This is a genomic window from Sabulicella glaciei (genome assembly GCF_026183895.1).
GTDB classification, from domain to species: Bacteria; Pseudomonadota; Alphaproteobacteria; order Acetobacterales; family Acetobacteraceae; genus Roseococcus; species Roseococcus glaciei.
On sequence record NZ_JAPFQI010000010.1, the window covers coordinates 114,216 to 139,902 of the forward strand.

Here is a 25,687-nt window from a genome sequence, read left to right on the forward strand (position 1 = left end):
AACCATTAAGGGATTGTTGGGGTATGGTCAATAATCTAAACGTGTCTCAAGAAAGCAACGCTCCTCATCGGCGCCGCAGTCATGCTTAATGCACGCCAGGGTTGCCGGTTTCCGACCTATTTCGCACAAAACTCAAAAACACAAGGAGCACCGCCATCGTAAGCGGCAAAATCGGTCCCGTCTGTCCAAAAACGGTAAGCGGGACTCTTCCTGGTAAACTAACTTCAAGGGTTCCGGTTGCGTTAAGCCCTAGTTGTGAAATGACACGGCCCTTCGGGTCCACAACCGCGCTGATTCCGGTCTGCGCGGCACGTGCCAGGGGCAATCCCTCCTCCACCGCCCGCATCCGCGCCGCCGCGAAATGCTGGAACGGTCCGGCCGAAACCCCGAACCAGGCATCGTTGGTGATGTTGACCAGCCAGGCCGGCCGCTCCGCCCCGGTCACGGCGCCAGGGAAGATCACCTCGTAGCAGATCAGCGGCGAGAAGCCGGGCAGCCCCGCCACGGACAGGGTCACCGGACCCGGCCCGGCGGAGAAATCCATCCCCCCCGTCACGACCCGGATGGGAATGAGCCCGCCCAGCGGCATGTACTCCCCGAAGGGAACGAGGTGGAACTTGTCGTACACCGCCAGCGCCTCGCCCTCGGCCGACAGCGCGACCAAGGAGTTCCACAGCCCGGAAAGGCGCCGGTCCTCCCCCCACTCGGCCCGCACCGTGCCAGCCAGCAGCGTCGCGCCGGGGGCGAGGGACAGGGCAGCGAGGCGAACCGCCTCCGGATCCTGCGCCAGCAGGAAGGGGCTGGCGGTCTCGGGCCAGATCGCCACCACGCGCTCCCCGGACCCGGCGGCGCGGGCCGTGCCCTCGCGCGTCAGGTCGAGGTAGCGTCGGAAGATGGGCAGGCGCTGCGCCTCGTCCCACTTCACGTCCTGCGCCACGTTGCCCTGCACCAGCACGAGGCGGATGCCGGGCGCGGGCGGGTCGGGCTGGCCGAGGCGCCACGCCCCGAACCCCATCCAGGGCAGCAGGATCAGCAGCGCCAGCGGCACCGCCCGCCGCAGGCCCAGAAGCGGCAGCCCCGCCAGCACCATCGTCAGCAGCGACAGCCCATGCGTGCCGATCAGGGCGGCGGGCTGGAGCGGCAGCGGGTGGAAGGCCCAGCCCGTTCCGACAAGGTTCCACGGGAAGCCGGTGAACAGGAGGCCACGCAGCCCCTCCGCCACCACCCAGGCGCCAGCGAAGCCCAGCACGCGCCGCCACCCCGGAGCGGCGCGCCAGGCCACCAGCGCCGGCAGGACGGAGAACAGCGCCAGCGGCAGGGCGAGGCCCGGCGCCGCGACCGGCACCAGCCAGAACCAGCGCCCGAAATCGGTGAACAGCGAATGCGTGACCCAGTACACCCCCGCCACGTGGTGGCCGAAGCCGAACAGGAAGCCGAGCAGCGCGGCGCGTCGCCAGGAGGGCGCCTGGCCCACCAGGCGCAGGAAGCCGGGCACGGTCAGCAGCAGGATCGGCAGGAGGTGGACGGGCGGCAGGGCGAGGGCGGAAAGCGCGCCCAGCACGGTGGCCAGGGCGGCAGGGCGCTGCACAAATTGCTTCACAGCCAGTTGATTCCCTTGCCTTCGCGCAGACGCCGCTCGGCGCGGTCGAGATCGGGTGGAGTGGACAGGTGATACCACTCGCCGTCATGCACGATGCCGTGCAGCCGCCCGGCCCCCAGGGCGCGGTCGAAGGGGCGGTTCAGGCTGAACACCCCGTCCGGCTCCGGTGCCACCAGCGCCGGCGCCATCAGCTGCACCCCGGCGAACAGGAAGGGCGCGACCTCGCCCGGCTTCGGGCGGCGCAGCCTTCCCCAGCCATCCAGGAAGAAGTCGCCGCGCCCCACCGCGCCCTCGATGCGGGCCGTGGGCATCAGCAGCAGCAGCGAATCCATGCGCGCCGGGTCGAAGGCCTCGGCGAGTCGGTGCAGCGCCGGCACCGGCCCTTCGCGCCAGAAGGCATCGCCGTTGATGACGGCGAAGGGCTCCTCGCCGAGCAGGGGCAGGGCGCGGCGGATGCCGCCGCCGGTTTCCAGCAGCTCCGGCTCAAGCTGCAGCCGGGTGCGGGGCGGCGCCGTGCGCGCGACCAGGGCGGCGGCGACCTTCTCCGCCTTCCAGTGCGCATTCACCACCGCCTGCTCCACCCCCGCCTCGGCCAGCCGGTCCAGCGCGTGGTCCAGCAGGGAGCGGCCCAGCAGGGGCAGGAGCGGCTTCGCCGTCGTGTCGGTCAGCGGGCGCATCCGGGTGCCGAGCCCGGCCGCCAGCACCATGCCGCGCCGGATCACGCCGGGTTGCCGCGCAGCCGGGGCGGGACATGCGCGTCCAGGAAGCGGCGCAGCGGCGAAGTCGCGGGGTGCTCCAGAGCGCGGGCGAGATGCGCCCAGCAGCGCGGCCCATGGGCGAGGTAGTGGCCCTTGCCGTCGCGGCGGTCGAGCCGCACCCAGAGCGCCGCCACGCGCAGGTGGCGCTGCGCGCCGAGCGCCGCCATCGCCGCCGCATCCGGGGCGCCGCCATAGGCGCGCAACGCCGCCTCGCGCGCCGCCTCTGGCACGTCGCGCCGCGCATCCTCGATCAGGGAAACGAGGTCGTAGAGCGGATGGCCGCGCGCGGCGTCCTGGAAGTCGATCACCGCCATGCCGCGCGCGGTGGGGACGAGGTTGGCGGGAAAGAAGTCGCGATGGACGAACCCTTCGGCGGCGAAGGGGGTCAGCATCTCCAGCAGCGCCGCGCGCAGCCCGGCGCGCGCCGCGTCGTCCGGCGGCGCGCCGAACACGGCGGGCCACCACCAGTCAAGGAAGGTGGCGGTCGCCGCCTCCGTCATCCGCGGCGCGTCCCAGGCGGGCAGGCCGCCGGGGGGCGGGTCGGCATGCAGCTTCGCCAGGGTGCGGGCGGCGGCGGCGTAGAGCGGCACCGGGTCGGCGCCGGCATCCAGTGCATCGGCCATGCTTTGCGGCCCCAGATCCTCGACCAGCGCGGCGCCCGGCCCCTCGGCCAGCACCGCCGGCGCAGGCACGCCGATGGCGTCGAGGTGGCGCGCCACGCGCAGGAAGGCATCCAGGTAGTCCTGGCCCGGCGTTTCCATCAGCAGGGCCGGGCGCGGCCCGCCATGCAGCCGGGCGTAGCGCTTGCTGGCATCGCCGGGCAGCGACTCGGCGCGCGCCGTTCCGAAACCGGCGCGGAGGAGGAGTTCCGTCACCACGCGCGCTTCTCCCAACCCGAAACGACCGCGCGGCGCGCATCGCCTTCCAGCGGCGCCAGCTCCACGCGCAGCGCCCCAGGCGGTGCCAGGGAACCGAGCCGGTCGGGCCATTCCACCAGGGCGATCCCCTCCAGCGCTTCCTCCCAGCCCAGCTCGTGCAGCGCATCGGGACCGTCGAGGCGGTAAAGGTCGAAATGGGAGGCCGTCATGCCCCCCGGCATGTCATAGAGCTGCACCAGGGTGAAGGTGGGGCTCGGCACCTCCAGCGCGGCATCGCCGGACAGGGCGCGCAGGAAGCCCCGAGCCAGCGCCGATTTCCCCGCCCCCAATGGCCCACTCAGCAGGATCGCATCCCCGGGCCGCGCTGCCCGGGCCAGGCGCGCGGCCAGGGCCTCGGTCTCCGCGAGGCCGTTCAGCACCATCTCCATGGCCGGCTTGTCGCATGCCCTGGACGGGCGAGGCAAAGCGGGGGAAATGGTCGGGCATGAGCGACGTGATCGAGACCGACGTGTGCATCGTCGGCGCGGGGCCTTGCGGGCTTTTCGCCGTCTTCGAGTGCGGCATGCTGAAGATGCGCTGCGCCGTGGTGGACACGCTGGAGGAGATCGGCGGCCAATGCGCCGCGCTCTATCCCGAGAAGCCGATCTTCGACATCCCGGCGCATCCGCGCATCGAGGGCGCGAAGCTGATCGAGCAGCTGGCCGAGCAGGCCCTGCCCTTCGAGCCGCGCTACCTGCTGGGCCAGCGCGTCGACGCGCTGCGCGAGGATGGGGAGGGCTTCACCCTGCGCACCAGCGCGGACCGGACCATCCGCTGCAAGGCCGTGATCCTCGCCGCCGGGGCAGGCGCCTTCGGCCCCAACCGCCCGCCGCTGGACCACCTGCCGGATTACGAGGCGACCGGCGCCGTGCGCTACATGGTCACGAAGCGCGAGGAGTTCCGCGGCAAGCGCGTGGTGATCGCGGGCGGCGGCGACAGCGCGGTGGACTGGGCGCTGAGCCTTAAGGACATCGCCCGCGTCACCATGGTGCACCGGCGCGACAAGTTCCGCGCCGCGCCGGAAAGCGCGCGCCAGCTGGCCGAGGCCGCTGCGCGCGGCGAGGTGGAGATGGCGATCCCCTACCAGCTTCACGGGCTGGAAGGCACGGCGGGCCAGCTTTCCGCCGTGGTGCTGGCGACGTTGAAGGGCGAGGAGAAGCGCGTCGAGGCCGACCACCTGCTCGCCTTCTTCGGCCTGTCCATGGAGCTCGGCCCCATCGCCGAATGGGGGCTGGGCATCGAGCACAAGCACGTGCGCGTGGACCCGGCCACCTGCATGACGAATGTCCCCGGCGTCCATGCCATCGGCGACATCGCCACCTATCCGGGCAAGCTGAAGCTGATCCTGCAAGGCTTCTCGGAGGCCGCGATGGCGGCGCACGCCATCCACCCGCGCGTCTTCCCTGGCGAGGCGCTGCATTTCGAGTACTCCACCTCCAAGGGCGTGCCTCACGGGTGAAGCGCGAGTCGCCCGCCGCACAGCGCAACCGCGAGCCCATTGCCGAGGCGCTGGCGCCGCTCCTGCCCCCGCGCGGCACGGTGCTGGAGGTGGCGAGCGGATCGGGCGAGCACGCCGTCCACCTGGCGCGGCGCTTCCCGCATCTGCTGTGGCAGCCGAGCGACCCGGACGGGGAGGCGCGCGCCTCCATCGCCCTCTATGTGAAGGAGGCGGGGCTGCCCAATCTCCGCCCGCCCGTGGCGCTCGACGCCGCAGGCGACGCGCCCTTTCCGCCCGCCGATGCGGTGCTGTGCATCAACATGATCCACATCGCGCCCTGGGAAGCCTGCGAGGGCCTGCTCCGCAAGGCACCGGGCGGGTCGCTCTTCCTGTATAGTCCGTTTGTCCGCGACGGCGTTCCCACCGCCCCCTCCAACATCGCCTTCGATGCCGACCTCCGTGCCCGCGACCCGCGCTGGGGCGTGCGCCGCCTGGAGGACGTGGCGGCGCTGGCGGCCCAGCACGGCTGGGGTCCGCCCGCGGTCACCGGGATGCCGGCCAACAACCTGCTGGTCGCCTTTCGGCGCTGACGGCGCCCCCTCAGTCGCGCAGGAGGCGGAAGGTGCCTTCCGTTCGGCCGGCACGGATGCCCGGGCCGGGCACGCGGGCGTAGCGCGCCGTGCCGGTGAGCTGATTGCCGGCGATGCGCCCTTCCAACTCGGTCACATGGGGGTTGCGCCCCATCATCAGCGTGCCGGAGGCGACAAGGCGGCCATCCGGGGCCAGCCGTCCTTGAAGCTCGCCCGATCCGACCAGCCCGGCCGAAGCCTCGAAGCGCACCGTCACCGCACCCCCCTCCCCGTCCGGGCGCACCACCAGCCGCAGCCGGCCGCCGCGTCCCAGCGTCTCGTTGAAGATGGAGCCGCGGAAGCTGCCGGCCCGCTCGACGGAGGGCGTCACTGGCGGGGAGGCGGCCGAGCCCGGGCCTCCTCCCGGTGCGGCGGGCGCCGCACCGGGAGGGGCCGATGGCGGGGCAGCAGGGGCTGGCGCAACGGGGGCCGATGCGGCAGGTGGCCGCGCGGCGGGGACGGGCGTGGCCGGATCCGGCGCGAGAGGGGGCGGCGCCACGGGAGCCGGCGCAACGGGCTCTGAAGCGATCGGGGCTTGAGCGGCGGGGACCGGCGCATCAGGGGCCGGCGCCGCTTCCCGGGCCGGGGCAGGTCGGGCGGGCGGCCCGGCCCCGAAAGAAGGCAGCGGACGGCCGGACAATTCCCAACCCAGGGCGACCAGCGCGGCCAGCAGCAGCAGCGGCAGGAGCAGCAACCACGGCCAGACGCGGCGCCGGGACCGTGTCCGCCGTGGGGACGGGCGTGACGCGGCCAGGGGCGCATCGGCGACAACGAAGGGCGGCACGGCCTCCGGCGAGGCGACTTCCCGGCGCAGCACCGGGGCGGCAACCGGCTCGGGCGGCGGGGGTCCAGGCAGCGGAGCCTCGGGCTCCGGCGCGGGGGGTGGCGGCGGCTCGGGCGGCGGTGCGGGCTCGGGCTCCGACGGAACGGGGGCAGGGCCGCCGGAGCGCATCGCATCCGCAGACTCCACGTGATGGGGGCCGACCCGCGCCGCGCCGCCCATCCGCGCGATGAACATTGCACCCTGGGCCAGGGTCGCCACCAGCCGGGGCAGGCCGCGCGCATGCAGGGCCAGCGATTCGATCGCCTCCGGCTCGAACAGGTCGGGCGGCTCGCCCACCGCCTCCAGCCGCGCGGCGACGAACTCGCCCACATCGTCGGGGGAAAGCGGCGGCAGGGGCACAACGGAGGAGGGCAGCCCCAGCGCCTCCAGCCGCGCGGCGAAGCCAGGCAGCGCCGCCAGCACCACCGGCCCGCCCTCGCCCAGTTCGCGCAGCGCCGCGTCGTCCAGCCCATCCGCCTCGTCCAGCAGCCGCACCGTGCCGGGGGCATCGGGCTCGGCGGTGAGGGCGTGCTCGTGGAGCTGCGCCGGACGGCCTTCCTCGCGCAGGGCGCGCTCAACCTCCCGCAGCAGCAGCGTCTTGCCTGCGCCGGGCTGGCCGAGCAGCAGCACAGGCTGCCCGGGCCGCAACGCGCCTAGCACCGCCGCGCGGGCGCGCCGCCAGCCGGCATGGGGCACGGCGGCGTCCGAACCGGAATGGAAATGGAAAGGGAGGCCGGAGCGGGCCGGCCCGGAAACGGAGTTCACCTCTTCTCCCTAATGGATTGGCTCCGCCTGAAAACTCTCCGCGAAGGCGGATGTCGCAGCCTGCCTTATTCCTGCCCCACGGCGGCCGCGAACCATTCGGCATAGGGAGAGTTCCGCGCCATGACGCGGTTCCAGTCGCGGTCGCCATCCTGCCACCAGACCGGCCCACGCTCTCCCAGAGCCACCTTGGCGGCATGGACCGCCGAGCCTGCCTTGGCAAGGGCGTCGCGGTCGCCGGCGCGGCGGGCCGCGCCCACCGCCCGTCGCGCGGCCATCAGGGCGCGGACCAGGGCTTCGCGCTCTTCCCCCGGCAGATGGGGGTTGGCGCGGCGCCACAGCCGCCCCCGCACCACGATGTAGCGCCCGTCCGGGGTGACGGGCGGCCCGCCCTCAGACGACGAGGCCGCCATTCACGTGGATCACTTGGCCGGTGACGTAGCCGGCCTCCTCGCCGAGCAGGAAGGTGATGGCCGCTGCCATCTCCTCCGGCGTGCCCAGGCGGCGCATCGGCACCTTGGCGACGAGGGCCTGGCGCTGCTCCTCCGAATACGCGGCGTGGGCGCCGGGGTCCTTCTGGGTGTAGCCGGGGGCGACGGCGTTCACCGTCACCTCGGGCGCCCATTCCATCGCGAGGGTGCGCAGCAGCGCCTCCACCCCCAGCTTGCCGACGGCGGTGGCCGGGAAGTTGTGCGCGTCGTGGCGGTACAGATGCGCCACGAAGGAGGACACGGCGACGAGGCGCCCCTGCGTGCCCCGCCGCAGATGCGGCCCGGCGGCGCGGGCGAGGCGCAGGAAAGCCCAGAGGATCGTGTCCAGGCTCCGCGCCAGCGCCGCGTCCGACAGGTCGCTGGCCGGGGTGCGGTCGGCAAAGCCTGCGTTGCTCACCACCGCGTCGAGGCCGCCCAAGCGTTCCGCCGCCGCTTCCACCAGCCCGGCGGGGGCCTCCGGATCGGACAGGTCGGCCAGGACGACATGCGCCTCCGCGCCCTTGGCACGGGCCTCCTTCGCCACCGAAACCGCGCCCGCCTCGTTGGAGCGGGCGTGGATGACGAGGGCGACGCCCGGCGCGGCGAGGCGACGCGCCGTCGCCGCGCCGATGCCCGACGAGGCGCCGGTGATGAGAACGCGCCGCGTCACCCGGAATACGCGACGGTGCGCGTGCGCTGCTCGCCCAGGCCATGCACGCCGAGGCGCAGCGTCTGTCCCGGCTTCAGGAAGACCGGACTGGGCTTCACGCCGAGGCCGACGCCGGGCGGCGTGCCGGTGAAGATGATGTCGCCCGGGTGCAGCGTGATGAAGTGCGACACGTAGGAGACGATGGTCTTCACGCCGAAGATCATGGTCTTGGTGCTTCCGTTCTGCCGCATGGTGCCGTCCACCTCGCAGAACAGGTCGAGCGCCTGCGGGTCCGGCACCTCGTCCTTGGTGACGAGCCAGGGGCCGACGGGCCCGAAGGTGTCGGCGCCCTTGCCCTTGTCCCAGGCGCCGCCGCGCTCGATCTGCCATTCGCGCTCGCTCACGTCATTGCCCGTGGCGTAGCCGGCGACGTGGTCCAGCGCCTGTTCCTCGCCCACGCAGGTGGCCTTGGAGCCGATGACGATGCACAGCTCCACCTCCCAGTCGGTCTTGGAGCTGTTCTTGGGAATCACGATGTCGTCGTTCGGGCCGCTGATTGCGCCATTGGCCTTGAGGAAGACGATCGGCTCCTTGGGGATGTCGGCGCCCGTCTCCGCCGCATGGTCGGCATAGTTCAGCCCGATGCAGATCAGCTGCGTGAAGCCCGAGACGGGCGGGCCGAGGCGCGGATTGCCCTCGACCTTCGGCAAGGTCTTCGGATCCAGCTTGGCCAGCTTCGCGAGGCCGTTGGGCGAGAGCACCTCGCCCGCGATGTCGGCGCAGACGCCCGACAGGTCGCGGATCGCGCCCGAGGCGTCGAGAAGACCCGGCTTTTCCTTCCCCTTGGGGCCGTAGCGCAAGAGCTTCATGGAGTTCCCTCTCCCGATTTGGTGAGAAGAGCCTAGGGGCGAACGCAGCGGCGTTGAAGGGGCGGGGCGCTACAGCGTCCAGCCGCCGTCGATCACCACCGCCTGCCCGGTCATGAAGGCGCTCTCGTCGCTCGCGAGATATACGATCAGCGAGGCGATCTCCTCCGGCCGCGCGAGGCGTCCCATGGCCTGGCGCGCGACGAAGGCGGCGCGCGCCTGCTCCATCCCGCCCGCCTCCTCCGCATTCGCCGCCACGCGCTCCTCCCAGGAGGGCGTTTCCACCGTGCCGGGGGCGAGGCAGTTCACGCGGATGCCCTGCTTCACCACGTCGGCCGCCGCCGCTCGCGTCATGCCTACCACGGCCGCCTTACTCGCGCCGTAGACGAAGCGGTTGGGCGCCCCTTTGATGGAGGAGGCGGCGGAGGACATGTTGATGATGGAGCCGCGCCCGCGCTCGATCATCGCCGGCAACGCCGCCTGCATCGCCTTCCACATGGAGCGCGCGTTCAGCGCGAAGGCGAAGTCCCACTCGTCATCCGTGCAGGTCAGCGCCGTGTTCTGGTGGACGAAGCCCGCGCAGTTGAACATGGCGTCGAAGGGCCCGCCGCGCGTGATCGCGTCGCGCAGCGCCGCGTCGTCCAGCACGTCGAGGCCCTGGGTCTCGATGCCTTCCAGTCCGCGCAGCTTCGCCACGTCCCGGTCGGTCGCCAGCACGTCCGCGCCTTCCTGCGCCATCAGGATCGCGGCGGCGCGGCCGATCCCCTGCCCCGCCGCGCTGACGAAGACGCGCTTGCCCTGCAGCCTGCCGGCCATCCCTGGTCCCTCCCGCTCTTTCCCGCATTGCGCCGCGAAGGCAGGGGCGCGTCAATTGCGAAGGTCAGGCTCCGTCCGTCAAAGCCGAAGCGCGGCGAGGCCCAGTGGCCGGAGGCGGCGCCCGGCGCCCGAGGGCACAGCAAAACCCTAGCTCGGCGCAAGCGCCGAGCCAGGGTCCTCCGGCCAGTCGTGCTTCGGGTAGCGACCGCGCATGTCCTTGCGCGCATCCAGCCAGCCGCCCTTCCAGAACCCCGCGAGGTCGCGCGTGATGGCGATGGGCCGCCCGGCCGGCGACAGCAGCGCCACCTGCAAGGGCACGCGCCCGCCCGCGAGCGGCGGCAGCGCGGACAGGCCATAAAGGTGCTGCGCCCGCGCCTCCAGCGTCGGCACCTCCGCCGCGTAGTCCACGGCGGCGGAACGGCCCTGCGGCAGGGCGATGCGCGCGGGAAGCTCCGCATCCAGGCGGCGGCGCAGATCGTGCGGCAACAGGATCTGCGCCACGTCCAGCGACTTCAGCTCGGACAGCTTTGAAAGCCCATACAGGTGCGGCGCCAGCGCATCGGCGGTGAGCGCCTCGGGCCAGGGGTCGCCTTCCAGGGCGCACATCCGGGCGATGCGCGCGCGAAGCTGCTCCGCCGCCTTGCTCCAGTCGAGGTCGCGGAACTCGCGCGCAGCCGCCGCCTCGGCCAGGGCGCGGGCCATCGCCTCCGGGTCGGCGGAAGGCAGCGGGGTTTCCTCCAGCACCAGCGGGCCGAACATCCGCCGCCGCCGCGCCAGCACCGCCCCGGCGCGCGCGTCGAAGGCAGCGCCTTCCTCCACGCGGAACCGCTCGGGAAAGCGCTCCTCCAGCGTCGCTAAGCCGATCGGCGCCGCCATGCGGATGCGCGCCTCCGTGCCCTTCAGCTCCAGGTCGGCCACAGCCAGCAGGCGTTCGCGCGACAAGGGGTCGGTGGCGGGCAGCCGCGCCCCCTGGCCGGAGGCCATGCGGAAGGCGCCATCCATGGTGCCGCGCCGCAGGGCGATGCGGTCGGGGAAGCCTGCGGCCAGCAGCGCCCCCGCATCGCCGGCCGCGTGGACATTGCCGTGCACCCCCAGCCGCCGCCGGTGCAGCGCGGCGGTGCGGCGGATGGCGCGCAGCGCCACCGGGTCGCTATCGGCGGGATGATCGAGGCGCAGCGTGATGTCGGCGGGCGGCTCGCGGCCCCTCAACGGATCCCGCTCCTCCAGCAGCGCGGCGAGCTCGGCGGCCAGCGCGGCCTCCTCCTCGTTCTCGACCGCGCACATCATGCGGGCGAGGCGCGGATGCGCGCCCAGCCGCGCCATGCGCCGCCCCATCGCGGTGATGCGCCCTTCCCTATCCAGCGCGTCCAGGTCGCGCAGCAGGGCGCGTGCCGCCTCCACCGCCCCGGCGGGGGGCGGGTCGGGGAAAAGGAGGTCGGAAGGCGCGGCGCCCCAGGCGGCGCAGTCGAGCACGAGGCCGGACAGCTCGCTTTCGAGCATCTCCGGCCGGTCCTGCAGCGCCATGCCGCGCTGCGTCGCCTCGCTCCACAGCCGCAGGGCCACGCCCGGCTCGGTGCGGCCGGCGCGGCCCGCGCGCTGCTCGGCGGCGGCGCGGGAGATGCGGGTGGTGACGAGGCGCGACAGGCCGGTCGCGGGATCCAGGCGCGGCGTGCGGCGGAACCCGCCATCCACCACGATCCGCACCCCAGGGACGGTGAGCGACGTCTCGGCGATGGAGGTCGCCAGCACGACGCGGCGGCGCGGGCCGGCGGTCAGCGCACGGTCCTGCTCGGCAGGCGGCAACTCGCCGTGCAGCGGCAGCACGTCGGCATCCATCCCGCCCAGACGCTCGGCGGTGCGGCGGATCTCCCCCCAGCCGGGCAGGAAAGCCAGCACGTCGCCCCCCTCGCGGCCCATCACCTCGCGGATGGCGCGAGCCATCGCCTCGGGCAGGTCGCGCGGCTCGGCGATGTCGCGCTTGGCGTGCTCCACGCGCACGGGGAAGGCGCGACCCCGGCTTTCCACCAGCGGCGCTTCCATCAGCTCGGTGAAGCGCGCCCCGTCCAGCGTGGCGGACATGGCGAGGAGGCGAAGCTCCGGCCGCAATGCCCGTTGCAGGTCGAGGCACAGGGCGAGGCCGAGATCGGTGTCGAGGTGGCGCTCATGCGCCTCGTCGAACAGCACCGCTGTGACGCCTTCGAGGCCGGGGTCGGATTGCAGCCGCCGCACCAGCAGCCCTTCCGTCACCACCTCCACCCGCGTCCGCGCGCTGCCCGCACGGTCGAGCCGGGTGGCGAGGCCGATCGTTTCGCCCGGCGCGCCCTCGCCGAGCAATTCCGCCATGCGGCGCGCGGCGGCGCGGGCGGCGACGCGGCGCGGCTCCAGCACCAGCAGCTTGCCGCCCGCCGCCCAGGGTTCCTCCATCAGCGCCAGCGGCGCGACCGTGGTCTTGCCCGCGCCGGGCGGGGCGACCAGCACGGCGTTGGGCCCGGCGCGCAGCGCGTCGCGCAGGGCGGGCAGCGCCTCCTGGATGGGAAGGTCGGTTCCGGGGTTCATCATGGTCCGTGCGGTTCCTACCGCACGGGAGCCCGCCCGCCCACGGGCCGGGCGGTCAGTGCCGCCGCGCGCCGCCCAGCAGGTCCAGCAGCGGCGCTTCCGGCGCGCTGCGCCGGCGCGATGAGGGGCGGGGCGGCGAAACCCGCTGCCCGGCCTCGGCGCGGAGGCGGAACAGCTCGTCCAGCAGCCGGTCCATCGTGACCCAGAGCGGCTCGTTGCCCTGCCTTTCGCGCATCACCACCGCATGGGCGGCCAGGGTGACGTTCAGCGTGCCGCGCGTGGTCTCGGGGCGCGGCATGCGCATCTGGCACAGCGCCTTCTCCACCTCGTCCACCGGGGCGTCGAGCAGGGCAGCGATCTCGGGCGGCTCCTTGCCCTCGCGCCGCATCCGGCGGGCATCGCCCGCCTGGCGTGGGGTCAGGGCGATGCTGGGGCGCAGCGCCTCGGTGAGCCGGGACATGTCGCCCGCCCCGGCACCGGGCGGGCGGCCTTTGAACTCGCGCATGGTGCTATCTCCGCATGCGGACACAACACCATGCAACCGAATATGGATGCGGGGGAAGGCGAATGCCTCCGCCCGGGGTCAGGCGCCGATGCCGCGCTCCACCCAGGCCTTCATCTCGGAGCGGGGAGCGGCACCGACCTTGGTGTCCACCGGCTTGCCGTCCTTGAACAGGATCATGGTCGGAATGCCGCGCACCGCGAACTGGGTGGGGGTCATCGGGTTCTCGTCGATGTTGACCTTCGCCACCGTCAGCTTGCCCGCATACTCCTTGGCGATCTCATCCAGGATGGGGCCAACCATGCGGCAGGGGCCGCACCATTCGGCCCAGAAATCCACCAGGACAGGCCCCTGTGCCTTCAGCACCTCGTCCTCGAAGGTCTCGTCGCTGACGGCCTTGGTCACTTCGCTCATGGAAAGCGTTCCTTCGTTCGGTTGCCCTGAAGGTCGGGTCGGAGGGGGCTGCGGTCAAGCGGGCGCGAAACGGTCGAGGAGGTCATGCGGCAAGGGCATGGCCCGCGCGCCCACCGTCCAGACCAGGGCGCATTCCACCGCCTTGTCCGGATGGATCTGCCGCAAGACGGCGCGATAGGCCGCCATCTGGCGCAGATAGGCCTCCGGCGCTTCCTCCGGGGTCGCGGGCGGCTCCCGGTTGGTCTTGTAGTCCAGGATGGTGACGCAGCCCGGCTCGAGCAGGAGGCGGTCCACCTGCCCGGCCACCAGCCGCCCGCGCAGCCGCGCGGCCAGCGGCGCCTCGGCCAGCGAGCCGGGGCCGAAGGCGGCGCGGAGCGCCGGATGCTCCATCACCGCCAGCGCCTCGCGCAGGATCTCCGTCTGCTGTTGGGGCGAAAGGCCGTGGGCGGGCCGGGACAGGAAGGACGCCCCCGCCGCCACGCGCCGCCCGGGGGCAAGGCCGGGCAGCGATTGCAGCAGGGCGTGGACGAGGTTGCCGCGCCGGAACCGCGCCGCGCGCCGGTCGCCCTCGCCATGCGGCGCCAGGGCCGGGCCGTCCCCCTCGCCCTCGTCGTCCTGGCGCGAGGGGGTGAGGATGGGCTCCGGCTCCGCTGGCGTGGCGCGCAGCCGCGCCCAGGCGGGCAGCGCCTCCGCCTCGGCGCGCGCGGGGCGGGATTCGTCGCGGCGGCGGTCACGCTGCGGCGTCGCGTGGCGCAGGAGCGGCGCGTCCTCGAACCCGTCCGCGCGGGCGCCGAAGCCCTCCGGGTCGAAAGGCGCCTCCTCCGCGCCCAGGCGGCGGAACCCGGCGAGGAGGCGCGCGTGCCAGCAATCCTCCGGCAGCTTGGCGCGATACCAGCCGCAGACCAGCAACCGGTCCTCCGCCCGCGTCAGCGCGACGTAGAGGAGGCGGTTCATCTCCTCCGCCTCGCGCGCCGCGCTCTCGGACACGGCGGCGTCATAATCCGGCGTGGCGAAGCCCTCGCGCTTCGGCGCCCAGAGCGGCAGCCCGTCCGCCGTCCAGCGCAGGCCGGATTCGCGCGGGCGGCTGCCGGTGATGTCGGGCAGGATCACCACGGGCGCCTGGAGCCCCTTGGCGCCGTGCACCGTCATGATCCGCACCTGGTCGGCGCCGGATTCCGCCTGGCGCTTCACCTCCGGCGCGGCGCGGCGCAGCCAGTGAAGGAAGGATTGCAGCGCGTGCGGATGCGCGGCCTCGTGCCCCAGCGCGGCGTTCAGCAGCTCGTCCAGCGGGTCCGCCGCATCGGGGCCGAGGCGGGCCAGCAGCCGCGCCCGCGCACCCCGCTCGCCCAGAAGCTCGGCGAGGAGGGCGTGGGGCGGCACGTGGTCGGCGCGTTCCTCCAGCGCGGCCAGCAGGTCGGCGGCGCGGCCGATCGGCGTCTCGGCGCCGCGCTGCGCCATCAGCCGGGCATGGAGGCTTCCGCCCCGGTTCCAGGCCAGGGCGAAGAGATCCTCCTCCTCCAGCCCGAAGATCGGCGATTTCAGCGCGGCAGCGAGCTGGAGGTCGTCCTCGGGCAGCAGGATGGCGTCCAGCGTCGCCAGCACGTCCTGCACGGCGATCTGCTCGATCAGCACCATGCGGTCGGCGCCGCCCACGGGCACGCCCTGGTTCTTGAGCGCCTTCACCAGCTGGCCGACGAAGGCGTTGCGGCGGCGCACCAGCACCAGGATGTCGCCGGGGCGGATGCGGCGGCCGCGCGACGGGTCGCCCTCGTGCCGCGCCTCCAGCACCTCATGGTCCAGCATGTGACGGATGCGGGCGGCCAGGGCCTCGGCCAGGCGGGCGTCGGGGCCGGTCTCGTCGCGCGCCTCGCCCGGCACGTCCCAGGCGGGGGCGCCCTCCGTCTCGCCGCCGGCCTGGAGCGGCCACATCTCCACCAGGCCGGCCGCCCCGGCGCGGTCGGGGATGTGGCGCAGCGCCTCGCCCTCCGCCACCACGCCGCCTCGCGCCGACCCGTCGGCGAAGACGGCGTCCACCAGGGACAGCACGGCGGGGGCGGAGCGGAAGCTCACCTCCAGCGGAACGGCGCGGAACGCCTCCTTCGCCGCCAGGATGTCGCGCCCGTACTGGTCCAGGGCCCGCGGCAGCCCGGCGGCGTCGGCGCCCTGGAAGCCGTAGATGCTCTGCTTCACGTCGCCCACGGCGAAGATCGTGCGCGGCAGCTCCGTCCGCTCGGAGCGGCCGCGGAACTCCGCCCCTTCCCCGGCGAAGAACTCGTTGGTGAGGGCGCGGACGATGCCCCATTGCTCGGGGTTGGAATCCTGCGCCTCGTCCAGCAGCAGGTGCTCAATGCCGCCATCCAGCTTGTAGAGCACCCAGGCCGCGCCCGGATTCTCCAGCAGGCGCCGCGCACCCGCGATCAGGTCGTCGTAATCCTGGCGCCCCAGCACCGCCTTGCTGTCGCGGAAGCGGCGCAGCACCGGCAGGGCGAGGCCCAGCGCCGCCCCCGTGGCGCGCCACAGGTTGATGGCGGCGCGCAGACCGACAAGCCCGGCGAGGCGCGCGGCCTCCGGCTTCAGCACCGCCTCGATGCCGTCCTTGTCGCCGCTGTCCTTTGTGGCCAGGCGTGCGCGCGGCTGCCGCTTGTCGGTGAGGAAGATCGCCTCCCACTCCGCGGCGGTCGCGGCGCGCGCCTCGGCGTCGCGGGCTAGGAAGCCCAGGATCTGCTCGCCCCGCTCGGCGTCGTTGCCGTTGCGGCTGCTCGCCAGGGTGGTGGCGGCGCGCCCGATCGCCGCCTCCTCCGGCGGGTGGGTGAGCACGTGCAGCAGCCCGTCCTCGTCCATCCCCGCCGGGATGCCGAGGCGCCGGGCGATGCGCGCCAGCAGCCCTTCCAGCCCGCCGGATTGCGCGACCGCCTCGGTGAGCCGCGCCTCGGCGCCGCGAAGTTCCGTCATCAACCGGGCCAGCTGCTCCCCGCCCGCGAGGGGGGCGAGGAGCGCGGCTTCCGCCGCTTCCGGCAGCACCGCCTCGCGCGCGCCGGCGAGTTCGGCGGCGGCGTCCATCTCCTCCAGGAGGGAGAAGCCGGGGGCGAGGCCCGCTTCCAGCGGGAAGCCGCGCAGCAGCGACTGCGCGAAGGCGTGGATGGTGGCGATGCGCATGCCGCCGGGCAGTTCCAGCACTTCTGCAAACAGCTGGCGGGCGCGGGCGGCCTCCTCCGGCTCCGGCACGCGGCCCAGCAGGGCGCGCAGGTCGCCGAGCAGCGCCGCGTCCGTCTCCACCGCCCAGTCGCCGAGGCGCGTGTTGAGCCGCGTCGCCATCTCCGCCGCCGCCGCCTTGGTGAAGGTGAGGCAGAGCAGCCCCTGCGGCCGCGCCCCGGCGAGCAGCAGGCGCAGGATCCGGTCGGTGAGGAGCTTGGTCTTGCCCGAGCCGGCGGAGGCCGTGACGAAGGCCGAGACGGCGGGGTCCGAAGCCTGGCGCTGGCGTTCGGCGGCGATGTCCCGGGCTTGCGGATTCGGCATGGGGGGAGGTTAGCGGGGAAACCGTGCGGACGCCCACGCGGTTCCTCCCCATTCAACGGAGGATGCGATGAGCCAGGACGAGAAGCCGCTGGTGCGGGGCAACCACCTTCCCGCGAGCGACGACGTCACCGAAGGCGGGGTGGCCCCCAGCCCGACGGACGGGCCGGGCAAGCCGAAGCCCGCCACCTCGCGCGCCGAGGCGGAAGGCAACCCGACCGACGGGACCAGCAAGGCCACGCAGGGCAAGGCCGAGAAGGACCACGCCGCCGGGACGGGCGCGGGGCAGGCGCTGCGCAACGAGAAGTAGCGCCCGCCCCGGGCGGTCAGTTGGCGAGGAACTCCGCCTCGGTCTTCTCGCGCAGCTCGTCGAGGGAAACGCCCGGCGCCATCTCGACCAGGCGCAGCTCCGTGTCGCCGCGCCGGGCGACGGAGAAGACCGCGAGGTCGGTGACGACCATGTCCACCACGCGCTGGCCGGTGAGCGGCAGGGTGCACTGCTTCAGCAGCTTGGGCTTGCCGCCCGCCGTGTGCTCCATCAGCACGATCACGCGCTTCACCCCGGCGACGAGGTCCATGGCGCCGCCCATGCCCTTCACCATCTTGCCCGGGATCATCCAGTTGGCGAGGTCGCCATTCTCCGCCACCTGGAGTGCGCCGAGGATGGAGCAGTCGATGTGTCCGCCGCGGATCATCGCGAAGGAGTCCGCGCTGCTGAAGATGCTGGTCGTGGGCAGCATCGTCACGGTCTGCTTGCCCGCGTTGATGATGTCCGGGTCCTCCTCCCCCTCGAAGGGGAAGGCGCCGATGCCCAGCATGCCGTTCTCGCTCTGCAGCTGGACCGACATCCCGTCGGGGATGTGGTTCGCCACCAGCGTCGGGATGCCGATGCCGAGGTTGACGTAGAAGCCGTCCTGCAATTCGCGGGCGGCGCGGGCCGCCATCTCATCGCGCGTCCAGGGCATGTCGTGTCTCCTCAGGCCAGCTTCTCGGTGCCGGCGGCAGCCGGCGTGGCGGCGGCGCCGCGCGGGCGGACGGTGCGCTGCTCGATGCGCTTCTCGTAGCCCGAAGGCAGAGCGATCATGCGCTTCACGTAGATGCCGGGCGTGACCACGTGGTCGGGGTCGATCTCGCCGGGCTGCACCAGATGCTCCACCTGCGCGACCGTCACCGTCGCGGCGGTGGCCATCATGGGGTTGAAGTTGCGCGCGGTGCGCCGGTAGACGAGGTTGCCTTCCGTGTCGCCCTTCCAGGCATGCACCAGGGCGAGATCGGCGACGATGCCGCGCTCCATCACGTAGGTCTCGCCGTCGAACTCGGCGGTGGGCTTGCCCTCCGCGACCTTGGTGCCGACGCCGGTCTTGGTGAAGAAGGCGGGGATGCCAGCGCCGCCGGCGCGGATGCGCTCGGCCAGCGTTCCCTGCGGGTTGAACTCGATCTCGAGCTCCCCGGCCAGGAATTGCCGCGCGAACTCCGCGTTCTCGCCGACATAGGAGGCGATCATCTTGCTGATCTGCTTGGTGCGCAGCAGCTTGCCCAGGCCCACGTCGTCGATGCCGGCGTTGTTAGAGACGACGGTGAGGTTCTTCACCCCGCTTTCCTTCACCGCCTCAATCAGCATGTCGGGGATGCCGCACAGGCCGAACCCGCCCGAGTGGATCACCATGCCGTCGCGCAGCAGCCCGGCCAGCGCCGCCGTCGCGTCGGGATAAACCTTGCCCATTCTGACCCTCGTCCCGTTCCGGTGCGCGGGAACCTAGCGGCGGGGCGGCCGGCGCGAAAGGCCCGAAAGGAAGCGCGGGGTGGGCTTGCGGGCTCCGCGCGTCGGGGCTATAGCCCCGCCCACCTGTGGGGCCATAGCTCAGTTGGGAGAGCGCTTGAATGGCATTCAAGAGGTCGTCGGTTCGATTCCGATTGGCTCCACCAGGTTTCCTCTTGAGATAGCACCCTTGCCGAACCGGGCGCTTCGGCCGCTCGGCCACGCGCGGGCGCGCCTATCATGGGTCCCGCAGCCTAGCGCACGCCCATCAGCCGCCGGCCGGGAATCGCCTCGATCAGGCTGCGCGTATAGGGGTGGCGCGGCGCCTCGAAGACCTCCCGGATGGGTCCCTGCTCCTCGACCACGCCGTTGCGCATCACCACCACCTCGTCGCAGAGCTGCGCGGCCACGCGAAGGTCGTGGGTGATGAACAGGATGGAAAGGCCGAGCTGCCCCTGCAGCTCCCTCAGCAGGGCCAGCACCTGCGCCTGCACCGAAACGTCGAGGGCGGAAACGGGCTCGTCCGCCACCAGCACGGAAGGCTGCATGGCCAGCGCCCGCGCGATGCCGATGCGCTGGCGCTGCCCGCCGGAGAATTCGTGAGGGAAGCGCAGGACGGATTCGGGGTCGAGGCCCACCAGGCCGAAAAGCCGCCGCGCCTCGGCCATCGCCTCGCGGCGCGGCGTTCCTGTCGCGATCGGGCCCTGCGCCACCTGCGCCCCCGCCGTCCGGCGCGGGTTGAGCGAGGCGTAAGGATCCTGGAACACCATCTGCACGAGGCCCGCGGCCGCGCGCCGCCCCTTCGGCAGCGGCGCACCGGCGACGCGCACCTCCCCCCCATCGGTCCCGAGCAGCCGGACGACGCAGCGCGCGAGGGTGGACTTGCCCGACCCGCTCTCCCCCACCACCGCGAGGGTCGAGCCGCGACGCAGGGCGAGGGACACGTTGTCCAGGGCGCGGACCGGCTTCCGGCGACGGAAGAGCCTGCGGGAGGCGTAGGTCTTGGTCAGCCCCGACACCTCCAGCACGATGTCGGAGGATAGCTCGCGCGGCGGCGGGGCGCTCCTTCCCGGCACGGCCGCCAGCAGCGCCTGGGTGTAGGCGTGGCGCGGGGCGGTCAGCACCTCGCTTGCCGTGCCCTGCTCGACCACGCGGCCGTGCTGCATGACGGCGACGCGGTCCGCGATCTCCGCGACCACGCCGAAATCATGGGTGATGAACAGCACGGCCGTGCCGTGGCGCCGCTGGAGTTCCTTGATGAGCGCGATCACCTGCGCCTGCGTCGTGACGTCGAGGGCGGTGGTCGGCTCGTCGCAGACCAGCACCTCGGGGTTGAGCGCCAGCGCCATGGCGATCATCACGCGCTGGCGCTGCCCGCCCGACAGCTCGTGCGGAAAGGCGCGCAGCGCGCCCTCGGGGTCGGGCAGGTTCACCTCGCGCAGCGCATCCAGCGCACGCCGCGACGCTTCGCGCGCGTCGAGGCCGAGATGGGTGCGCCAGGTTTCGCCGATCTGGCGCCCCACGGTCATGAGCGGGTTGAGGGCCGTCATCGGCTCCTGGAAGACCATGGCGATGCGCCGTCCGCGCAGGCTGCGCCACTCCTCCGGCGTCTTCACGCGCAGATCCTCCCCGGACAGCGACATGCGGCCACCGGTGACGGAAAGCCCTGGCGCCAGCAGCCCCATCACGGCGGAGGCGGTGACGGACTTGCCCGACCCGCTCTCGCCCACGACGCAGAGGATCTCGCCCGGCGCCACGGAAAGCGACACCTCCTCCACCGCGAAGGCGCGGTCGGCGCCGGGCGGCAGGCGGACCGTCAGCCCCTCGACCGAGAGCCCTTTCAACGGCCGCTCGCGAGGCGGGGGTTCAGCGCGTCGTTCAAGCCCTGGCCGACGAGCGACACGCCGAGGATGGTGAGCAGGATCGCCGCGCCGGGAATGGCCGAAACGTACCATTCCGTCCGAAGCACGTTGCGCCCGAGCCCGATCAAATTGCCCCAGGACGGCACGTTGGGATCAGAAAGCTGAAGAAAGGCCAGCGCGCTTTCGAGCAGGATGGCCACCGCCATCACGACGCTTGCATAGACGATGACGGGTGGCAGCGCGTTGGGCAGCACCTCGCGCAGGATCAGGTGCGCATCCGACAGCCCCTGGAGGCGTCCCGCCTGGACGAAGTCCCGCGTGCGCAGCGTCAGGAACTCGGCGCGCGTCAGCCGCGCGACGGGCGGCCAGGACACGACGCCCACGGCGACGGTGACGGTCGTGAGGGTGCTGCCGAACACCGCGACGAGGACCAGGAGGAGAAGGAAGTTCGGCAGGGTCTGGAACGCCTCCGTGGCGCGCATCAGCACCGTGTCCGCCCAGCCGCCATAGAAGCCGGCCAGCGCGCCGATCGCGATGCCGACGGCGGTCGCAATGCCCGTCGCCACCAGCCCGATGAGGAGGGAGATGCGCGCCCCGTGAAAGAGCTGCGCGGCGATGTCGCGCCCGGACGGGTCGGTGCCGAGCGGGAAGCGCGGATTGGCCCCCGGCCATTGCAGCGGTCGGCCGGCAAGGCCCAGCGGGTCGTTCGGGTAAAGCACCGGCGCCAGCAGCGCCATGCCCAGGACCGCGAGCACGACCAGGCTGCCGAGGATGGCGGCCGGGCTGCGCAGATAGGCGCGCAGCGCCCGCATCAGGCCTCGATCCGTGGGTCGAGCCGCGCGTAGAGCAGGTCCACGAGGAAGTTGATCACGATCACCAGGATGGCGGAAACGAAGACGATGCCGAGCAGGGTGTTGAGGTCGCGCTGCACGACGCTCTCATAGGCAAGGCGGCCGAGCCCCGGCAGGGCGAAGACGCTCTCCACCACCACCGAACCGCCGAGCATGGTTCCGGCCTGCAGGCCGATCAGCGTCACCATCGGCAGCATGGCGTTGCGCAGCACGTGGCGCGCCACCACGCGCGTCTCGGTCAGGCCCTTGGCGCGGGCGGTGCGGACGAAGTCGAGGCTCAGCACCTCCAGCATGGAGGCGCGCATGATGCGCAGGTAGATCGCGAGAAAGATGAGGCCCAGGGTCAGCGTCGGCAGGACGAGGTGGCGCGCCGTGTCCAGCACGGCGGTCAGCCCGGTATAGCCCATCCCCACCTCGGAGAAGCCGCCGGCCGGCAGCCATTGCAGGTAGACGCTGAACACCACGATGGCCATCAGCCCGAACCAGAAGGAGGGCGTGGCGTAGAAGATGAGCCCGAGCGTGGAGATCAGCGTGTCCGGCCAGCGATTCACCCGCCGCGCCGCGACCACGCCGAGGAGCAGGCCGGCGAAGAAGGCGAAGGACAGGGCGGAGACCATCAGCAGCAGCGTCGCCGGCAGCCGCTCCACGATCACCGTCGCCACGGGCTTGCCGTAGATCGCGGAGAAGCCGAGGTCGAGCGTGACGAGCCGCCCGAGATACTGGCCGAGCCGCGCCGCGATCCCGAGGTCGAGCCCGTAGAAGCGCCGCAGGTCCTCCGCCAGCTGGGCGTCGCCGCCACCCATCTGGGCGAGCAGCGCATCCACCGTGTCCCCCGGCGCGAGCTGGAGCAGCAGGAACATGCCAACCAGGATGAGCACCAGGGTCGGCAGGGAGGCGAGCAGGCGCCCGAATGCGAGGCGAAAGACGCGCAAGGATCAGGACGCCAGCCAGGTATCGTGCCAGGAGGAGGAGGCCCAGCGCGGGTTGTTGGCGACGTTGCGCAGGCGGCGGTTGAACACCGAGACGAAGATCTGCTCGATCGGCATCCAGAGCGGAAGCTCCTCCTGCACCGCCTTCACGAAATCGGCGTAGAGGGCCTTGCGGCGCGCCGCGTCCACCTCCGTCGCGGCGCGGTCGATGATGCCGTCGATGCGCGGGTCGGTCCAGCCCCACTGGTTCGTCCAGGGTGCGCCGCGCGGGCTGCCCGAGCGGTACCAGACCGTCGTGCTGACCGCGGGGTCGCTGCGGTACTGGTGCCAGCCGGTGGCGAGGTCGAAGGCCCAGTCATTGTACACGCCACGCAGGAAGCCGGCGGCGTCGTTGCGCACGACCTCGATCCGGATGCCCACCTGCTGCAGCGATTGCTGGATAAAGGTGGACCACAGCGCGATGTCCTCGCCCCAGGGCGCGGGCAGGAGGCGCAGGTTGAACCGCACGCCGCCCGCGCCGCGGCGCTGCCCCGCCTCGTCCAGCAGGCGGTTCGCGAGCGCCGCGTCGAAGCGGTACTGCGGCTCGACGACGCCGGGATAGTAGTCGGTCGAGACGGAGGGGATCGGCCCGGTGCCCACCTTGGCGAAGGGGCCGAGGAAGTTCTCGATGAAGAAGGGCACGTTGATGGCGTGGGCGATCGCCTTGCGCACGCGCGCATCCGCCAGCACGGGATTGCGGAAGTTGAATTCCAGCGTGTTGTTGCGGACATTGCCTTCGTTGCCGCGCGTCGTCGCCTCGAAGCGCGGGTCGCGGCCGAGGCGCTGCATGTCCGCGATGGTGAGCGAGGAATAGGGGCTGAACAGGATCTGCCCCGCCTCCATCTGGGCCGCCGCCGCGGCGCGGTCCGTCACCACGCGCCACACCACGCGGTCGAGATAAGGCATCCCGTCGCGCCAATAATTCGGGTTGCGCTCGGCGATGATGAACTGGCCGCGCTCGTACTGGACGAAGCGGAAGGGTCCGGTGCCGATCGGGGCGGTGTTGGCGGGGTTCTGGCGCACGTCGCCGTTCTCGTAGACGTGCTTGGGAGAGATGTAGCCGAGATCCGGCAGGGCGCGCAGCAGCAGCCCCTGGGGCATCGGCCGCTCGTACTTGAAGACCGCGGTGTGCGGGTCGGGCGTCTGCACCTCGGAAAGGAAGCGCTGCAGCTCCGTCCCGTAGTTCAGGACTTTCTTCCACATCTCCATGGCCGTGAACTGGACGTCGGCCGAGGTGAAGGGGCGCCCGTCGTGCCAGGTGACGCCGCGTCGCAGGCGGAAGGTGTGCGTCAGCCCGTCCGGCGCGCTTTCCCAGCTTTCCGCCAGCACGCCCACCGGGTTGCCCTCGGCGTCGAGGTCGAGCAGCGCCTCCTGGATCTTGCCGCCGACGATGTAGACGCCCGTGGAGGCCTGGAGCGACGGGTTGAGGATTCGCTGCTCGGTCGCGAAATGCACCGTCATCACGCCGCCGCGCCGCGGCTGCTCCTGCGCCACGGCGGCGGCCGGGATCAGCCCGGCGGCGCCGAGGATGAAGGTTTCGCGGCGGGTGGGTCCGGTCATGGCTCTTGCCTCCTGGCGCGATAGCGGAAGTCGCAATGCGAAGCGCCCTGCATGATGGTCTGGGTGCGGCGGAACTCGATGCCCGGCTCGTAGCCCTCGATGAAGGTGGCGTCGCGGTTGCAGGAGAGAAGGTGGCCAATCTCGCCCAGCCCCATTTCCCGGTACATCTCGGCGTAGCGGCAGCGCGTGACGTTGAATTCCATCACCTCGCCATCCTGGCGCAGCGTCTCGATCCGCAGCGCGTCGTCCTGGGTCCAGAGGGGCTGGATGGCGGCGAAGTTCTCCAGCGAGGCGCCGCCCGGCGCTGCCGCGGCGAAATCCTGGCCCGCCTTCACCGCGGCCTTGCGCACGGCGCGCTCGATCACCGCCTTGGCCGCCTCCTCGCCGAAGGCCGCCTTCATCTCCTCGTAGAGGGGCTTGATGATCTCCGCCTCGATGCGGCGGCGCTGCAAGATACCCATGGATTCGGTCATGCCGCCTCCTCGAAGATGATGGCCGTACCGCTCGCGAGAGCCGGCGGGCGCGGCTTGCGCGTCGGCAGCACCATGCCTGCCCCGCCCTCCAGCGGCAGCGCCTCCTCCGCGCAGCGGGCGAGGGCCGCGATGGCGGCACGCGGCGCGAAGGCGATGTCCGCACGGCCGGGGCCGGTGGCGACGCGGTGAAAGGCGCCGTCCCTGCGCGCCGTGCCCTCGATGAGCCGCGCGAGGTGCGCGGCCGCCCCAGCCGGGTCCTCCGTCGCCACAAGGGCGGACAGGATGCGCGTCACGCCGTTGGGATGGCTTTGCAGCGTCGGCACCCAGACGGCGTCGCGCGTGTGGTGCTGGCAGGCGAAGACGCGCAGCCCGGCCGGCGCCTCCTCGCGCGGGAAATGGAAGACGGTGAAGCGCGCCTCGGCCCCGCCGCCATCGGGCAGCGGGACAGGGCGGCTGAAATCCACGGGCCCCGTCGCCGCGAGGCCGCGCGCCCGGAGCGCCGCGACGCCCGCCGCCGCGTCGGTGGTGGTGAAGGCGGCGCGCTCCAGCCCCTCGCGGGCGGACAAAAAGGCGCGGAGGGCTTCGTTGTGCGGCTGCGGCGCGACAACGCCGAGGAGTTCCAGATAGTCCTCGCCAAACATCATGGTGTGGTTGGCGCTGCCGATATGCGGGCTGTGCAGGCCGCGCGGCGACACGGTGAAGCCGAGCGCCCGCCACTCCGCCGCCGCGGCGTCGAGATCGCGCACAGCGATCACCAGATGGTCCAGGCCCAAGAGCGTCGCCAACATCCAATGGCCCCCACGGCGCGCGATCCGCCGAGCTTAGGCAGCACGGTCGGGCGGCGCAACGGGCGGCGCCGCCCTGCAAGGATCGCGCATTCGGTCGAAGAATCGTTGGTACAGGAGCATGGCAAGGGGAGACCAGGAAAGGGACGCGGTTCATGGCTTGTGGCACGGATGTCAGGACGTGGGGCGGCCAGTTCGGAACATCTCCGAGCAGGCTCCTGGCCTCGCGAATCATCACCCCGGCCGCGTCGGGCTGGAACAGCAGGCCGTGACCACGCCGCCCAGTGCCGCATGGCGGTGGTTGCGCCGGGCGTTGCTGCTCACGGCGGTGCTAGAGGCGAGCGGCGCGGCCGTCCTGGTGTGGTGGGGGCTGATGGAGGACCGCTCGTGGCAAATCGCGCGACCGCTCGGCCAGATCGCGGCCGCGTTCCTCGCGGCGTGCATCGTGCCGGCCTTCGTCATGGCGTGGACCGGCCGCTCGCTGGCCCTCGCTGCGCTGCTCCTCGCACTTCCCGCAGGCCTCGCGCTGTGGGGACGATTCGGCTGATCTCCGGATGCCTCCCACTTTTGGGCAGCGGGGCTTCCAAGGAGGAACGCTAAAAGCATCTAACAGAACCGCTTGATTTGGCTAAGGCAGACGAGAGCTGCGGCGAGGGTGGCGAAGGCAAGGTGGATGTCGGCGCGACGCTCGTAGCGCACGACGAGACGACGGAAGC

At 72.4% G+C, this 25,687-nt stretch carries 25 protein-coding genes, 1 tRNA gene and 1 pseudogene; 5 read left to right on the forward strand and 22 right to left on the reverse strand.

Annotated elements, in window-relative coordinates:
• Window positions 1-85: 85 nt before the first annotated feature.
• From lnt to tsaE, 4 genes are read right to left on the reverse strand one after another with little or no spacing between them, the layout of a single operon-like run.
• On the reverse strand, window positions 86-1,600 hold the full coding sequence (gene lnt, locus OF850_RS13840) for an apolipoprotein N-acyltransferase (RefSeq protein WP_301590814.1): 1,515 nt from the start codon (window positions 1,598-1,600) through the stop codon (window positions 86-88).
• Window positions 1,597-2,307 (reverse strand): nucleotidyltransferase family protein, encoded by a 711-nt coding sequence (locus tag OF850_RS13845; RefSeq protein WP_301590847.1) that lies wholly within the window; start codon window positions 2,305-2,307, stop codon window positions 1,597-1,599. The genes lnt and OF850_RS13845 overlap by 4 nt, the downstream gene beginning before the upstream one ends.
• Before the next feature lie 11 nt (window positions 2,308-2,318).
• Entirely contained in the window at window positions 2,319-3,233 is a 915-nt protein-coding gene (locus tag OF850_RS13850) for an aminoglycoside phosphotransferase family protein (protein WP_301590815.1), read from the reverse strand.
• Window positions 3,230-3,664, reverse strand: coding sequence for a tRNA (adenosine(37)-N6)-threonylcarbamoyltransferase complex ATPase subunit type 1 TsaE (gene tsaE / locus OF850_RS13855; protein WP_408906472.1), 435 nt, complete (start codon window positions 3,662-3,664; stop codon window positions 3,230-3,232). The genes OF850_RS13850 and tsaE overlap by 4 nt, the downstream gene beginning before the upstream one ends.
• A gap of 56 nt (window positions 3,665-3,720) precedes the next feature.
• Here tsaE and OF850_RS13860 point away from each other — a divergent pair, with 56 nt between their 5' ends.
• On the forward strand, window positions 3,721-4,734 hold the full coding sequence (locus OF850_RS13860) for an NAD(P)/FAD-dependent oxidoreductase (RefSeq protein WP_301590817.1): 1,014 nt from the start codon (window positions 3,721-3,723) through the stop codon (window positions 4,732-4,734).
• Window positions 4,731-5,303 carry a DUF938 domain-containing protein gene (locus OF850_RS13865; RefSeq protein ID WP_301590819.1) on the forward strand — a complete coding sequence of 191 codons (573 nt, stop codon included), beginning with the start codon at window positions 4,731-4,733 and terminating at the stop codon, window positions 5,301-5,303. Before OF850_RS13860 ends, OF850_RS13865 begins: the two co-directional genes overlap by 4 nt.
• Before the next feature lie 10 nt (window positions 5,304-5,313).
• On the opposite strand, the gene OF850_RS13870 is transcribed toward OF850_RS13865, so the two are convergent.
• The 9 genes from OF850_RS13870 to addA all read right to left on the reverse strand — a co-directional run bounded on the left by OF850_RS13870 (window position 5,314) and on the right by addA (window position 16,716).
• The gene (locus tag OF850_RS13870) at window positions 5,314-6,930 is read right to left on the reverse strand and encodes a hypothetical protein (RefSeq protein WP_301590820.1); all 1,617 of its coding nucleotides are present in this window, start codon (window positions 6,928-6,930) and stop codon (window positions 5,314-5,316) included.
• Between the two features lie 65 nt (window positions 6,931-6,995).
• Window positions 6,996-7,340, reverse strand: coding sequence for a hypothetical protein (locus OF850_RS13875; protein WP_301590821.1), 345 nt, complete (start codon window positions 7,338-7,340; stop codon window positions 6,996-6,998).
• A complete protein-coding gene (locus tag OF850_RS13880) occupies window positions 7,321-8,067 on the reverse strand; it encodes an SDR family NAD(P)-dependent oxidoreductase (protein WP_301590823.1) in 747 nt (248 codons plus the stop codon). The genes OF850_RS13875 and OF850_RS13880 overlap by 20 nt, the downstream gene beginning before the upstream one ends.
• Window positions 8,064-8,915 carry a fumarylacetoacetate hydrolase family protein gene (locus OF850_RS13885; protein WP_301590824.1) on the reverse strand — a complete coding sequence of 284 codons (852 nt, stop codon included), beginning with the start codon at window positions 8,913-8,915 and terminating at the stop codon, window positions 8,064-8,066. Before OF850_RS13885 ends, OF850_RS13880 begins: the two co-directional genes overlap by 4 nt.
• Before the next feature lie 69 nt (window positions 8,916-8,984).
• Entirely contained in the window at window positions 8,985-9,728 is a 744-nt protein-coding gene (locus OF850_RS13890) for an SDR family oxidoreductase (protein ID WP_301590826.1), read from the reverse strand.
• 147 nt (window positions 9,729-9,875) lie between these two features.
• Window positions 9,876-12,284, reverse strand: coding sequence for an ATP-dependent helicase HrpB (gene hrpB, locus OF850_RS13895; protein WP_301590851.1), 2,409 nt, complete (start codon window positions 12,282-12,284; stop codon window positions 9,876-9,878).
• Window positions 12,285-12,339: 55 nt separating this feature from the next.
• Window positions 12,340-12,789: a hypothetical protein gene (locus OF850_RS13900; protein ID WP_301590827.1), complete on the reverse strand. Its 450-nt coding sequence runs from the start codon at window positions 12,787-12,789 to the stop codon at window positions 12,340-12,342.
• Between the two features lie 78 nt (window positions 12,790-12,867).
• Window positions 12,868-13,200: a thioredoxin TrxA gene (trxA, locus tag OF850_RS13905; protein ID WP_301590829.1), complete on the reverse strand. Its 333-nt coding sequence runs from the start codon at window positions 13,198-13,200 to the stop codon at window positions 12,868-12,870.
• Between the two features lie 54 nt (window positions 13,201-13,254).
• Window positions 13,255-16,716, reverse strand: a complete 3,462-nt coding sequence (gene addA, locus OF850_RS13910; RefSeq protein ID WP_301590830.1) for a double-strand break repair helicase AddA — start codon at window positions 16,714-16,716, stop codon at window positions 13,255-13,257.
• Between the two features lie 67 nt (window positions 16,717-16,783).
• Here addA and OF850_RS13915 point away from each other — a divergent pair, with 67 nt between their 5' ends.
• Window positions 16,784-17,023, forward strand: coding sequence for a hypothetical protein (locus tag OF850_RS13915; RefSeq protein ID WP_301590831.1), 240 nt, complete (start codon window positions 16,784-16,786; stop codon window positions 17,021-17,023).
• A gap of 16 nt (window positions 17,024-17,039) precedes the next feature.
• Here the strand turns inward: OF850_RS13915 and OF850_RS13920 are convergent, their stop codons facing one another.
• Together OF850_RS13920 and OF850_RS13925 are read right to left on the reverse strand one after the other, a co-directional pair.
• A complete protein-coding gene (locus OF850_RS13920) occupies window positions 17,040-17,678 on the reverse strand; it encodes a CoA transferase subunit B (protein ID WP_301590832.1) in 639 nt (212 codons plus the stop codon).
• An 11-nt stretch (window positions 17,679-17,689) separates the two neighbouring features.
• Entirely contained in the window at window positions 17,690-18,436 is a 747-nt protein-coding gene (locus tag OF850_RS13925; RefSeq protein ID WP_301590834.1) for a CoA transferase subunit A, read from the reverse strand.
• 127 nt (window positions 18,437-18,563) lie between these two features.
• On the opposite strand from OF850_RS13925, the gene OF850_RS13930 reads away from it, so the two are divergent.
• Window positions 18,564-18,639, forward strand: a tRNA-Ala gene (locus OF850_RS13930).
• Window positions 18,640-18,726: 87 nt separating this feature from the next.
• Here the strand turns inward: OF850_RS13930 and OF850_RS13935 are convergent.
• From OF850_RS13935 to OF850_RS13960, 6 genes are read right to left on the reverse strand one after another with little or no spacing between them, the layout of a single operon-like run.
• Window positions 18,727-20,316, reverse strand: coding sequence for an ABC transporter ATP-binding protein (locus OF850_RS13935; RefSeq protein ID WP_301590835.1), 1,590 nt, complete (start codon window positions 20,314-20,316; stop codon window positions 18,727-18,729).
• On the reverse strand, window positions 20,313-21,146 hold the full coding sequence (locus OF850_RS13940; RefSeq protein ID WP_301590836.1) for an ABC transporter permease: 834 nt from the start codon (window positions 21,144-21,146) through the stop codon (window positions 20,313-20,315). The genes OF850_RS13935 and OF850_RS13940 overlap by 4 nt, the downstream gene beginning before the upstream one ends.
• Window positions 21,146-22,117, reverse strand: a complete 972-nt coding sequence (locus OF850_RS13945; RefSeq protein ID WP_301590837.1) for an ABC transporter permease — start codon at window positions 22,115-22,117, stop codon at window positions 21,146-21,148. The genes OF850_RS13940 and OF850_RS13945 overlap by 1 nt, the downstream gene beginning before the upstream one ends.
• 3 nt (window positions 22,118-22,120) lie before the next feature.
• Entirely contained in the window at window positions 22,121-23,713 is a 1,593-nt protein-coding gene (locus OF850_RS13950) for an ABC transporter substrate-binding protein (protein ID WP_301590839.1), read from the reverse strand.
• Entirely contained in the window at window positions 23,710-24,186 is a 477-nt protein-coding gene (locus OF850_RS13955) for an L-2-amino-thiazoline-4-carboxylic acid hydrolase (RefSeq protein ID WP_301590840.1), read from the reverse strand. Before OF850_RS13955 ends, OF850_RS13950 begins: the two co-directional genes overlap by 4 nt.
• Window positions 24,183-24,974, reverse strand: a complete 792-nt coding sequence (locus tag OF850_RS13960; protein ID WP_301590841.1) for a VOC family protein — start codon at window positions 24,972-24,974, stop codon at window positions 24,183-24,185. Before OF850_RS13960 ends, OF850_RS13955 begins: the two co-directional genes overlap by 4 nt.
• A 265-nt stretch (window positions 24,975-25,239) precedes the next feature.
• On the opposite strand from OF850_RS13960, the gene OF850_RS13965 reads away from it, so the two are divergent.
• Window positions 25,240-25,518 (forward strand): hypothetical protein, encoded by a 279-nt coding sequence (locus tag OF850_RS13965; RefSeq protein ID WP_301590842.1) that lies wholly within the window; start codon window positions 25,240-25,242, stop codon window positions 25,516-25,518.
• Between the two features lie 59 nt (window positions 25,519-25,577).
• Here OF850_RS13965 and OF850_RS13970 read toward each other — a convergent pair.
• Window positions 25,578-25,687, reverse strand: a pseudogene (locus OF850_RS13970) (IS5/IS1182 family transposase); the annotation flags it as partial.

Excerpts from the sequence above, each read along its gene's own strand:
- OF850_RS13845 (WP_301590847.1), bottom strand. The coding sequence starts at position 2,307 with ATGGTGCTGGCGGCCGGGCTCGGCACCCGGATGCGCCCGCTGACCGAC.
- tsaE (WP_408906472.1), bottom strand. The coding sequence starts at position 3,664 with ATGGAGATGGTGCTGAACGGCCTCGCGGAGACCGAGGCCCTGGCCGCG.
- OF850_RS13860 (WP_301590817.1), top strand. The coding sequence starts at position 3,721 with ATGAGCGACGTGATCGAGACCGACGTGTGCATCGTCGGCGCGGGGCCT.
- OF850_RS13875 (WP_301590821.1), bottom strand. The coding sequence starts at position 7,340 with ATGGCGGCCTCGTCGTCTGAGGGCGGGCCGCCCGTCACCCCGGACGGG.
- OF850_RS13885 (WP_301590824.1), bottom strand. The coding sequence starts at position 8,915 with ATGAAGCTCTTGCGCTACGGCCCCAAGGGGAAGGAAAAGCCGGGTCTT.
- OF850_RS13890 (WP_301590826.1), bottom strand. The coding sequence starts at position 9,728 with ATGGCCGGCAGGCTGCAGGGCAAGCGCGTCTTCGTCAGCGCGGCGGGG.
- hrpB (WP_301590851.1), bottom strand. The coding sequence starts at position 12,284 with ATGAACCCCGGAACCGACCTTCCCATCCAGGAGGCGCTGCCCGCCCTG.
- OF850_RS13900 (WP_301590827.1), bottom strand. The coding sequence starts at position 12,789 with ATGCGCGAGTTCAAAGGCCGCCCGCCCGGTGCCGGGGCGGGCGACATG.
- trxA (WP_301590829.1), bottom strand. The coding sequence starts at position 13,200 with ATGAGCGAAGTGACCAAGGCCGTCAGCGACGAGACCTTCGAGGACGAG.
- addA (WP_301590830.1), bottom strand. The coding sequence starts at position 16,716 with ATGCCGAATCCGCAAGCCCGGGACATCGCCGCCGAACGCCAGCGCCAG.
- OF850_RS13915 (WP_301590831.1), top strand. The coding sequence starts at position 16,784 with ATGAGCCAGGACGAGAAGCCGCTGGTGCGGGGCAACCACCTTCCCGCG.
- OF850_RS13920 (WP_301590832.1), bottom strand. The coding sequence starts at position 17,678 with ATGCCCTGGACGCGCGATGAGATGGCGGCCCGCGCCGCCCGCGAATTG.
- OF850_RS13925 (WP_301590834.1), bottom strand. The coding sequence starts at position 18,436 with ATGGGCAAGGTTTATCCCGACGCGACGGCGGCGCTGGCCGGGCTGCTG.
- OF850_RS13940 (WP_301590836.1), bottom strand. The coding sequence starts at position 21,146 with ATGCGGGCGCTGCGCGCCTATCTGCGCAGCCCGGCCGCCATCCTCGGC.
- OF850_RS13950 (WP_301590839.1), bottom strand. The coding sequence starts at position 23,713 with ATGACCGGACCCACCCGCCGCGAAACCTTCATCCTCGGCGCCGCCGGG.
- OF850_RS13955 (WP_301590840.1), bottom strand. The coding sequence starts at position 24,186 with ATGACCGAATCCATGGGTATCTTGCAGCGCCGCCGCATCGAGGCGGAG.
- OF850_RS13960 (WP_301590841.1), bottom strand. The coding sequence starts at position 24,974 with ATGTTGGCGACGCTCTTGGGCCTGGACCATCTGGTGATCGCTGTGCGC.